The organism is Stenotrophomonas sp. STEN063 (genome assembly GCF_056854515.1).
In genome coordinates this window covers 1-9,731 of sequence record NZ_JBXFWF010000102.1, presented here as the reverse complement: position 1 = coordinate 9,731, position 9,731 = coordinate 1, and the positions used below count along the sequence as shown (strand labels likewise).

The window sequence follows — 9,731 nt, the reverse complement described above, 5'->3', positions numbered from 1 at the left end:
CACACGCGGGCGGGGCGGGGGGGGGGGGGGCGTTCGGGCCCGCGCTCGCCCGTGGGCGCGGCCCCGCCCCGGGGCCGGGGTGTGGGGTTGGGGTGAGGGGAAGCTTCTAGCTAAAGAACCCCAAAGCCCGCGAATTCATCCAGCTTTAACAGCGCTGGGCGCTCCTTACGCCTGCCGGCACATTCCAGCCCGGTTCATCCCTTGCGGAGGCGTATATGTTCGAGTCGTTGATTCGCGAAGCGGCCAGCCGCTTTCATCTCGGCGACAATGCAGGGCGCCTCGTGCGCCAGCTTGTCGATGTCATTTTCGATCCAGCCAACGGCGGCTTCGCCGGACTGCAGAAACGCTTTACCGACGCAGGCCTCGACGGCCTGCTCTCGTCGTGGATCGGCACCACGCCAGGCGACAACGTCTTGCAACCGGACCAGTTCAGCGCCGGCTTCGGCCAGAACCTGTCCAGTGGCATCGCCAGCAAACTCGGCATCCCAGCTGCCGCAGTGAACATGGCGGGGGCGTGGTTGTTACCCAAGATCGTCGGCCAGCTTACCCAGGGCGGAACAATCCCCACTTCGCGTCCTGCTGACTACGAGCGCTGGTTTGGTACCAGCACACCTACCGCAGGCTATAGCGGCGGTGGCACCGTTGCCAGCAAACCATCCGGCGGCTTCTGGAAATGGCTGCTTCCACTGATCCTGCTGCTTGCGGCGTTCCTGCTGTTCCGCAGCTGCAAGAAGGAAGAAGCCGTTGCACCAGCGCCGATGCAACCGGCGACCACCATGCAACCTGCGGCACCGGTTGCACAAGCCAATCCACGCTTTGGCTTCGAGAACGTGGACGGCAAGGTGACAGTAAGTGGCCAGGTCGCCAACGAGGCCGACAAGACCCGTCTATGGGATGCGCTGAAAGCCAACTTCGGTGAAGGCAATCTGGCCGGCAACATCAGCGTTGATCCGGCAACCCTGCCAGCGGGTTGGCTGGACAAGCTGATCGCCGCGCTGCCAGAGCTGAAAGCCAAAGGCCTGAAGTTCGGTTTCGATGGTGACAAGCTCAGCATTGATACCAGTGGCATGGCCGAAGCCGATCGTTTCACCGTAAGCGACAAGCTGCGCAGCCTGTTCGGCGGCTTCGAGATCAGTGGCTTGTGGGACCGTGCGGCAGCAGCGTTATCAGGGCTCAAAGCCGGTTTCAGCGGCGATGATCTGGTCAAGGCCTTGAACCTGATGAACATCTATTTCGACACAGGTTCGGCCACCATCACCCGCGACAGCCTGGAAACGCTGACCAGCGCGGCCAATGCGATCAAGCAGGCACCTGCAGGCACGAAGATCGAGGTAGGCGGGCACACCGACAACACCGGTGATGCAGCTGCCAACGTCACCTTGAGCCAGCAGCGTGCAGATGCTGTGGTTGCTAAGTTGGCCGAGCTTGGCGTTGCTGCCGGTACGCTCAGTGCCAAGGGCTATGGCCAGGAAAAGCCGCGTGCCAGCAATGACACCGACGAAGGACGTGCGCAGAACCGCCGGATCGAGTTTGCGGTTACCAAGTGATGTTGTGGATTGGGTGAAGAGCAGAAGCTTGCCCTCACCCCAACCCCACTCCCGCAAGCGGGAGACGGGCGAGTGCACTAACAGTGCGCGCGAATCGAGACCCACGACCCCAAGCCGGAGAGGGGTTGGGGTGAGGGCGCTCTGAAAGCACGCAGTCCCAACCGTTTCACCCCAAATGACCTTCCTGTAACAACCGCTACGGCATAGTAGCCGCATGCTTGATGACCTACAGCGACCGCCCCCTCCGGCGCTGGCAGATGACGACGCACTGTTTCTCGACGTAGACGGCACCTTGCTCGCCTTTGCCGACCACCCGGACAAGGTGGCGCCCGACCCGTCCCTGCTCACGCTGCTGGCCAGCGTGCAGCAACGTCTCGGCGGCGCGCTGGCGCTGCTCAGTGGCCGCCCTGTCAGCCAACTGCAGGCCATGTTCGCGCCGCTGCGCCTGCCCATGGCCGGCCTGCATGGTGCGCAATTACTGACCTCCGCCGATGTGCCACCAGCGCAGGCGGATACCTCGCAATGGCTGCACGCATTGCACCAGCGCGCGAAGCAGCTGGCGCATGCCCATCCCGGCGTGATGGTCGAGAACAAGGGTCAGGCACTGGCCCTGCACTGGCGCAACGCGCCGGATGCCGGCGCGGCCGTGATCGCATTCGCCAACGCACAACTACCGCAGCTCCATGACGTGCGCCTGCAACCCGGCAACCACGTCATCGAGTTCGTCGGCAGCGACCACGACAAGGGTCGCGCCCTGCAGCAACTGATGCAAAACCCGCCTTTCCAAGGCCGGCGCCCGGTCTTCATCGGCGACGACCTGACCGACGAGCACGGCTTCCACGCCGCGCAGCAACTCGACGGCATTGGCGTACTTGTCGGCCAGCGCAACGAAAGCGTGGCCGTTGCAGCACTGCCCGACATCACCGCCGTACACGCTTGGCTGCGCGCAGCCATTACCTGACCCACCCGGAGGAAACAGCGGCGCCACTGGCGCTCGCGCAACAAGGAGAACGCAATGCAAGACGCCACCCTCGACCTTGGCGTAGTTGGCAATGGCAGTTTCGGCGCACTGATCGACAAGCAGGCGCGCGTGGTCTGGAGCTGCCTGCCCAGCTTCGATGGCGACCCGGCTTTCTGCGCCCTGCTCGACCCCAACCAGCACCCCGGCGGTGACTTCGGCATCGAGCTCGAGGACTTCCTCGACAGCGAGCAGTCCTACCTCACAAACACTGCGATCCTGCGCACCGTGCTGCGCGATACGCATGGCGGCGCAGTGGAAATCCTCGACTTCGCCCCGCGCTGGCGCCAGAACGATCGCTTCTACCGGCCGGTCAGCCTGATCCGCCAAGTCACGCCGCTGTCGGGCAATCCGCGCATCACGGTGCGCGCTCGGCCGCTGGCCGACTGGGGTGCGCGGCAACCGGAAACCACCTGGGGCAGCAACCATATCCGTTGGTTGCTACCGGATCTGGTGTTGCGCCTGACTACCGATGTGCCCGTGCGCTTCGTCCGCGATGCCCTGCCCTTCGTGCTCAATCATCGCGTGCACCTGGTGCTGGGCGTGGACGAATCGCTGAATCGCTCGCTCAGCGGCTACGTACAGGAAGCCATGCAGCGCACCCGCGACTACTGGCGCGAATGGGTGCGCTACCTGTCGGTGCCGCTGGAATGGCAGGACGCGGTGATACGCAGCGCCATCACCTTGAAACTTTGCCAGTACGAGGACAGCGGCGCGATCATCGCGGCGATGACCACCTCCATCCCGGAAGCCCCCGGCAGCAGCCGCAACTGGGACTACCGCTATTGCTGGCTGCGCGATGCCGCCTTCGTGGTGCGCGCGCTCAACCGGCTCGGCGCGACCCGCACCATGGAGCAGTTCCTGGGCTATATCTTCAACCTGGCCAGCACCGACGGCAGCCTGCAGCCGCTGTACGGCATCGGCTTCGAGGCCAAGCTCGACGAGGAGGAAGTCGCCTCGTTGTCCGGCTATTGCGGCATGGGCCCGGTACGCCGCGGCAACCTGGCCTGGGTGCAGCGCCAGCACGATGTCTACGGCAGCGTGGTGCTGGCCTCCACCCAGTTGTTCTTCGACCAGCGCCTGCAGGACCCGGGCGATGCGCATACCTACGCGCGCCTGGAGCCTCTTGGCGAGCAGGCCTTCGCCCTGCATGACGTGCCGGATGCCGGCCTGTGGGAATTCCGTGGCCGCACCGAAGTGCATACCTACACCAGTGCGATGTGCTGGGCGGCCTGTGACCGGCTGTCCAAGATCGCAACCCGCTTGAAGCTGGATGGCCGCGCCGTCTACTGGCGCGAACGGGCCAACCAGATCCACGCGCGGATCATGCACGAAAGCTGGAATGAGCAGCTTGGTCACTTCACCGACACCTTTGGTGGTCATCGGCTGGATGCATCCTTGTTGTTGCTGGCCGACATCGGCTTCATCGATGCCAAGGACGCGCGCTTCATCGCCACGGTCGAGGCCATCGGCCGCGATCTGAAGCATGGCAATGCCCTGTACCGCTACACCGCACCGGATGATTTCGGCACGCCGGAAACCAGCTTCACGATCTGCACCTTCTGGTACATCGATGCATTGGCGGCGATCGGGCGGATGGACGAAGCGCGCGAGATGTTCGAGATCCTGCTGCAGCAGCGCAATCACCTGGGCCTGCTATCCGAAGACCTAGCCTTCGATGGCAAGGCCTGGGGCAATTTCCCGCAGACTTACTCGCATGTAGGGTTGGTGATCGCCGCGATGCGCCTGTCGCGCAGCTGGCAGGAGGCATCGTGAGCCGACTGGTGGTGGTCTCCAACCGCGTGGCATTACCCGGCGAAAACCGCGCTGGCGGACTGGCGACCGGCCTGCTGGCGGCACTCAGCGAACGCGGCGGGTTGTGGTTTGGCTGGAGTGGACGCAGCGTCAATGTCGACAGCGGCGCCCTGCATGAAGCGCAGGATGGGCCGATCCGCTATTTGACGATGGACCTGTCCAAGAACGATCTGGACAGCTACTACAACGGCTTTTCCAACCGCGCCTTGTGGCCGCTGCTCCACTTCCGCCTGGATCTTGTCGACTACGACCGGCGCAAGCGCGAGGGTTACTGGAAGGTCAATAGACTGTTTGCCGATACGCTGGCTCCACTGCTGCGCGACGACGATACGGTGTGGATCCACGACTACCACCTGATCCCATTGGCGGCGTTGCTGCGCGAGCGTGGTATCGCCTGCCGGATTGGCTTCTTCCTGCATGTACCGGTGCCCTCGGCCGACCTCATCCAGGCCCTGCCCGACCACCGCTCACTGTTCTCGGCGTTGTATTCGTACGACCTGCTCGGCTTCCAGACCCGCCGTGACGTCGACCGCTTCCAGTCCTATGTGCGCCTGTTCGGCGGCGGCACGTTGATCGACAGCGACTGGATCAAGGCACCCGACGGTCGCCGCGTGCGTACCTCCGCATTCCCGATCGGCATCGATACCGAACACATCGCGCGGCAGGCCCGCAGCGCGGCCAGCAACAAGCCGGTGCGCGACCTGCGGCAGAGCCTGCAGCACCGCAAGCTGGCAATCGGCGTGGACCGGCTGGATTACTCCAAGGGCCTGCCGGAACGTTTCCACGGTTTCGAGCGTTACCTGCAGCGCTATCCGCAGCAGAAAGGCGACATGACCTTCCTGCAGATCGCACCGGTATCCCGTGGCAGCGTCAACGAGTACCGCAAGCTGCGTGGCGATCTGGAGCGTCTGGCCGGGCATATCAACGGCGGTCATGCCGAAGCCGATTGGACACCGCTGCGCTACGTCAACCAGAACTATGCACACAGCACCCTGACCGGGTTCTATCGGCAGGCGGCAGTCGGCTTGGTAACGCCGCTGCGCGACGGCATGAACCTGGTCGCCAAGGAGTACATCGCTGCGCAGGACCCCGAGAACCCGGGCATGTTGGTGTTGTCGCTATTGGCTGGCGCGGCGGATGAATTGAAGCAGGCGCTGCTGGTCAATCCGCACGATCTGGATGGTGTTGCCGATGCGATAGCGACGGCCGCCAACATGCCGCGGGCAGAGCGGATCGAGCGCTGGCGGGCGATGATGGAGCATCTGCGTGCGCATGATATCCACCGTTGGCGACGGGATTATCTGTTGGCATTGGAGGGGGTTTAGGGCTGGAGCGAAGGCAAGAGCCCGCCCTCACCCCAACCCCTCTCCCGTAAACGGGAGAGGGGCTCGCTTTGCTTGCACTCGTAGTGCACTAGCCCCTCTCCCGCCTGCGGGAGAGGGGTTGGGGTGAGGGGAAGCTCCTGGCAAGCAGAACCCAACCCACTCAATCCAAGAACCGCCCGCGCTGCTCAGCGGTCGGCAGAAAACAGCTGTCATGCCGCCCAAACCAGCGGTAGCGATTTCGCGCCAGCCAGCGATACGCAGGATCCCGCACAGAAGCCGGCAAGACCCGCGCAAGCCCAGCCAAGCGCCAAGCCCCGCCCAATCCGGTCACCACCCGCAGAATCGCGTCTGTATCGGTGTAAGCAACACCATCAGAAACCAGCAGGAACGACAACGGATCGTCCGGATCCAGCCCGTGCGCAGCCAACAGCGCCCGCCCCTGCCCGCCCTGCATCGCCGCGAACCGGTAGCGACCGGCCCGATCGAACCGCAGCAGGAAACGCACCCAGCGGCTGCACAACGCGCAGACGCCATCAAACACGATCACCGCCGGCTCAGCCACGCACTTCCTCCGGCAACAGCCACCCTTCGTACCGGATCAGCCGCCCGATCAACGGCATCGACACATCCACCAGGAATTCATAGCGCCCGGCATGCTCACGCTCGCGGCACTGCACCTGCGCGAACCAGCGCGTCGGCAACGGCAACACACCGAATGCCCAGGCACGCTCGGCCCGCCACAGGATCTGGCCAGCCTCTTCGCGCAATCCGAAACGGAAGCGCACCGCGCCAAGCTGCTCGAACAGCTGTCCATCGCACTGCCACAAGCGCGAAGCCATGCGCGCGGGGCCGAATCGGCGGTTCCAGCGTTCTCCGCTGGCATCAACCACGAACTCCACCGTCACCGGCACGCTGGAGGTTGGCGGCAGCCGCGCCAGCCAGGCGCAGGGCGCGACCAGCCAATGGCTGCCGCGCAGCACCTCGCCCTGCCCGTTCCAGCGCTGACGCGCAGGGATCGAGTGCAGCGCACGCACCTGCGGGGCCAAACGTTCAAACGCAGGACCCAGCACCTGTGCGAACAGCGGCGTGGTCAAGGCTCCATCCACACCAGGGTGGCGATACGGCCGCTGCGTTGGTCGCGACGGTGCGAGAACCAGCGCTGCGGGTCGGCCATGGTGCACAGGTCGCCGCCGTGGATCGCGGACGACTGCACGCCTGCAGCAACCAATCGCTGCCGCGCCAGCCCGGGGAGGTCCACTTTCCAGTGGCCAGGCCGGGTCGCAGTGAAGTGGCTCTCAGCGGCGCTGGAATGCGCCAGGAAGGCCTCGCGCACGTCCACGCCGACCTCGTACAGGGCCGGCCCTGCCGCGGGCCCTATCCACGCTACCAGCGCCTCGGCGGGCGTGTGCATCGCGGCCAGCGTGTTCTCCAGCATGCCGCGCGCCAATCCACCCCAGCCGGCATGGGCTGCCGCCACTTCGCTGCCGTCGCGGGCGGCGAACACCACCGGCAGGCAGTCAGCGGTGAGGATGGCCAGTACCACGCCGGGCACCGAGGTCACCGAGGCATCGGCGGTTGGCTCGGCGTCCAGCCCCTGCGCCTGCGGTGGCGCGTCGAAACGCAGCGCCACGCTGCTGTGCACCTGCCGCAACCAGTGCGCCGCCGACGGCAGCTTCGCCAGTTGATGCAGTTCGTCGCGGTTGCGCTGCACCTGGGCCGGATCGTCGCCATCGGCGGCGGTCCGGTTACCCAGGTTGAAACTGTCAAACGGGGGCTGCGAGCCGCCTGCGCCATGGCGCATCGTGGTGAAGGCCCGCACCCCTGGGGGCGCGGGCCAGTCGGCCAGCCACAGCGGACTCGCCTCCGCCATTACCAGCGGCCCCGCTCGCGTTCGGCGAAGGCCTTGGAGTCCTCACGCAGCGCCTTCATCAGCGCCAGCAGATCGGCCGGTACCGGTGCGGTGTTGCTGATCGTCTCGCCGGTGATCGGGTGCTGGAACTCCAGCGTCTCGGCGTGCAGGGCCTGCCGCTTGAAGCCGCGCAGTGCCGCGACCAACTCGTCGGTGGCGCCCTTGGGCAGCTTCAGCGAGCCGCCGTACAGCGGATCACCAACGATGGCGTGCTTCAGGTGCGCCATGTGCACGCGGATCTGGTGGGTACGGCCGGTTTCCAGGCGGCATTCCAGCGCGGTGTGGGCGCGGAAGCGCTCGCGCAGGCGGTAATGGGTCACCGCTTCCTTGCCGTCCTCGCGCACGCCCATCTTCAGGCGGTCGCGCGCATGGCGGTCGATCGGGGCATCGGCGGTACCGCCGGAGACCAGCGCGCCGACCACCACCGCCAGGTACTGGCGATGCACTTCGCGCGCGGACAGCTGCTCAACCAGCGCGGTCTGCGCCTGCACGGTACGGGCCACCACCATGACGCCGCTGGTGTCCTTGTCGAGGCGGTGGACCACGCCGGCGCGCGGCACCTTGGCGATGTCCGGGTCCCGGAACAGCAGCGCGTTGAGCAGGGTGCCGCTGGGGTTGCCGGCGCCGGGGTGGACCACCAGACCGGCCGGCTTGTCGATCACGAACACATGCTCGTCCTCGTACAGGACCGACAAGGGGATGTCCTCTGGCAGGGCATGGACTTCGACCTCCAGCACCGCATTCAGGGTGGCGATCTCCCCACCGCGGACCGGGTCGCGCGGGCGCACGGGCTCGCCATCGAGCAGAACTGCGCCGGATTTGATCCATTCGGTCAGGCGCGAACGGGAGAATTCGGGGAACAATTCGGCCAGGACCGCATCGAAGCGACGACCGGCGGCGGAATCGGGAACCTGCGCGTGGCGCGGGCTGGAAGAGGTGTTCTCGGACATGGGCAAAGACCGGCTAAAGACGAAATTATGGGGTCCAGGCGACAACAGTCAGTCGCAGGACAGGCCACTAGGCTATCATCGCCCCTTCGTATTCCTGCCGCGTCCTGCCCTGAACCCATGATCCGACGCTCTTCGCTGCTGTCCGCGCCCGTCCGCCTCACCGCCCTGCTGCTGGTTTTGGTCTTCGTCGCCACTGGTTGCCACCGCGGCGCCAAGAAGGACGCCGATGAAGGCGCGCCGGTCGAACAACTGTTTGAAAAGAGCCACAAGCTGATGGAGGGCGGCAACTGGTCCGGCGCCGAAACCAGCTTCAAGCGCTTGATTGCACAGTACCCTTACGGTCCGTACACCGAGCAGGCGATGATCGAAAGCGCCTACGCCCAGTACAAGGCCGGCAAGAACGATGACGCCGTGTCGAGCATCGATCGCTTCATCCGCACCTACCCGACTCACCGCAACATCGCGTATCTGTACTACCTGCGCGGTCTTGCCAACGGCAACCGCGATACGGTTTTCCTGCGCCGCGTATGGTCGCTGGACCCAAGCCGCCGCGATCTGTCGACCCCGCGCCAGGCCTATGCCGATTTCAACATCGTCACCGAGCGCTACCCGAACAGCCGTTATGCCGCCGATGCGCGCCAGCGCATGGTCGAACTGCGCGACGTGTTCGCCCAGCATGAGCTCGATGACGCCCTGTACTACGCCCGTCGCGGCGCCTGGGTGTCCGTGGTTGGCCGCGCCAACTACCTGCTGGAGACCTACCCGCAGAGCGCCTTCCAGTACGACGCCGTCGCGCTGCTCGGTGAGGCCTACACCAACCTTGGCAACAAGACCCTGGCCGACGACGCCCGCCGTGTGCTGCAGCTGAACCAGCCGGAGCACCCGTGGCTGGCCGGCAACTGGCCGAAGTACCCGTGGATGATCCGCAAGCTGAACCCGTTCGCAGGTGAGCGCTCGGTGGCCACCGGCCAGAGCAACGCCACGATGAACCGCGGCAAGTAAGCTGCTTCGGTAGTGGTGGTAATAGAAAGGGGCCGTTGGGCCCCTTTCTTGTTTTCGGGATTCGGCAGCGGGGAGTTGAGAGCTTTGGCTTTGGCTTTGGCTTTGGCGGTGGCTGTGGCTGTGGGGGGGGCGGGGGCGGTGGCTGTGGGCGTGGGGTGGGCGGGG

At 65.4% G+C, this 9,731-nt stretch carries 8 protein-coding genes and 1 pseudogene; 5 read left to right on the top strand and 4 right to left on the bottom strand.

All coding sequences use genetic code 11. From position 1 onward, the window contains the following. Positions 1–215: 215 nt before the first annotated feature. The 4 genes and pseudogenes from AC1VWL_RS18550 to otsA all read left to right on the top strand — a co-directional run bounded on the left by AC1VWL_RS18550 (position 216) and on the right by otsA (position 5,705). Positions 216–1,547 carry an OmpA family protein gene (locus AC1VWL_RS18550; protein WP_482987659.1) on the top strand — a complete coding sequence of 444 codons (1,332 nt, stop codon included), beginning with the start codon at positions 216–218 and terminating at the stop codon, positions 1,545–1,547. A gap of 214 nt (positions 1,548–1,761) precedes the next feature. Then, complete coding sequence (gene otsB, locus AC1VWL_RS18545) at positions 1,762–2,508, top strand: trehalose-phosphatase (RefSeq protein WP_482987658.1); 747 nt, start codon at positions 1,762–1,764, stop codon at positions 2,506–2,508. A 27-nt stretch (positions 2,509–2,535) separates the two neighbouring features. Continuing rightward, a pseudogene (locus tag AC1VWL_RS18540) lies at positions 2,536–4,341 on the top strand (glycoside hydrolase family 15 protein); the annotation flags it as partial. Then, a complete protein-coding gene (gene otsA, locus AC1VWL_RS18535) occupies positions 4,338–5,705 on the top strand; it encodes an alpha,alpha-trehalose-phosphate synthase (UDP-forming) (RefSeq protein WP_482987657.1) in 1,368 nt (455 codons plus the stop codon). The pseudogene AC1VWL_RS18540 and the gene otsA, both read left to right, overlap by 4 nt. A gap of 160 nt (positions 5,706–5,865) precedes the next feature. Here the strand turns inward: otsA and AC1VWL_RS18530 are convergent, their stop codons facing one another. The 4 genes from AC1VWL_RS18530 to rluD are packed head-to-tail and all read right to left on the bottom strand — an operon-like array spanning position 5,866 to position 8,564. Then, positions 5,866–6,267, bottom strand: a complete 402-nt coding sequence (locus AC1VWL_RS18530) for a thiol-disulfide oxidoreductase DCC family protein (RefSeq protein ID WP_482987656.1) — start codon at positions 6,265–6,267, stop codon at positions 5,866–5,868. Next, positions 6,260–6,799 (bottom strand): DUF4166 domain-containing protein, encoded by a 540-nt coding sequence (locus tag AC1VWL_RS18525; RefSeq protein WP_482987655.1) that lies wholly within the window; start codon positions 6,797–6,799, stop codon positions 6,260–6,262. The genes AC1VWL_RS18530 and AC1VWL_RS18525 overlap by 8 nt, the downstream gene beginning before the upstream one ends. Next, positions 6,796–7,575, bottom strand: coding sequence for a peptidoglycan editing factor PgeF (gene pgeF / locus AC1VWL_RS18520; protein ID WP_482987654.1), 780 nt, complete (start codon positions 7,573–7,575; stop codon positions 6,796–6,798). The genes AC1VWL_RS18525 and pgeF overlap by 4 nt, the downstream gene beginning before the upstream one ends. Further along, entirely contained in the window at positions 7,575–8,564 is a 990-nt protein-coding gene (gene rluD / locus AC1VWL_RS18515) for a 23S rRNA pseudouridine(1911/1915/1917) synthase RluD (protein ID WP_481533561.1), read from the bottom strand. Before rluD ends, pgeF begins: the two co-directional genes overlap by 1 nt. A gap of 117 nt (positions 8,565–8,681) precedes the next feature. Between rluD and AC1VWL_RS18510 the strand changes: the two genes are divergently transcribed. Then, positions 8,682–9,566, top strand: a complete 885-nt coding sequence (locus tag AC1VWL_RS18510; protein ID WP_296252643.1) for an outer membrane protein assembly factor BamD — start codon at positions 8,682–8,684, stop codon at positions 9,564–9,566. Positions 9,567–9,731: the final 165 nt, after the last annotated feature.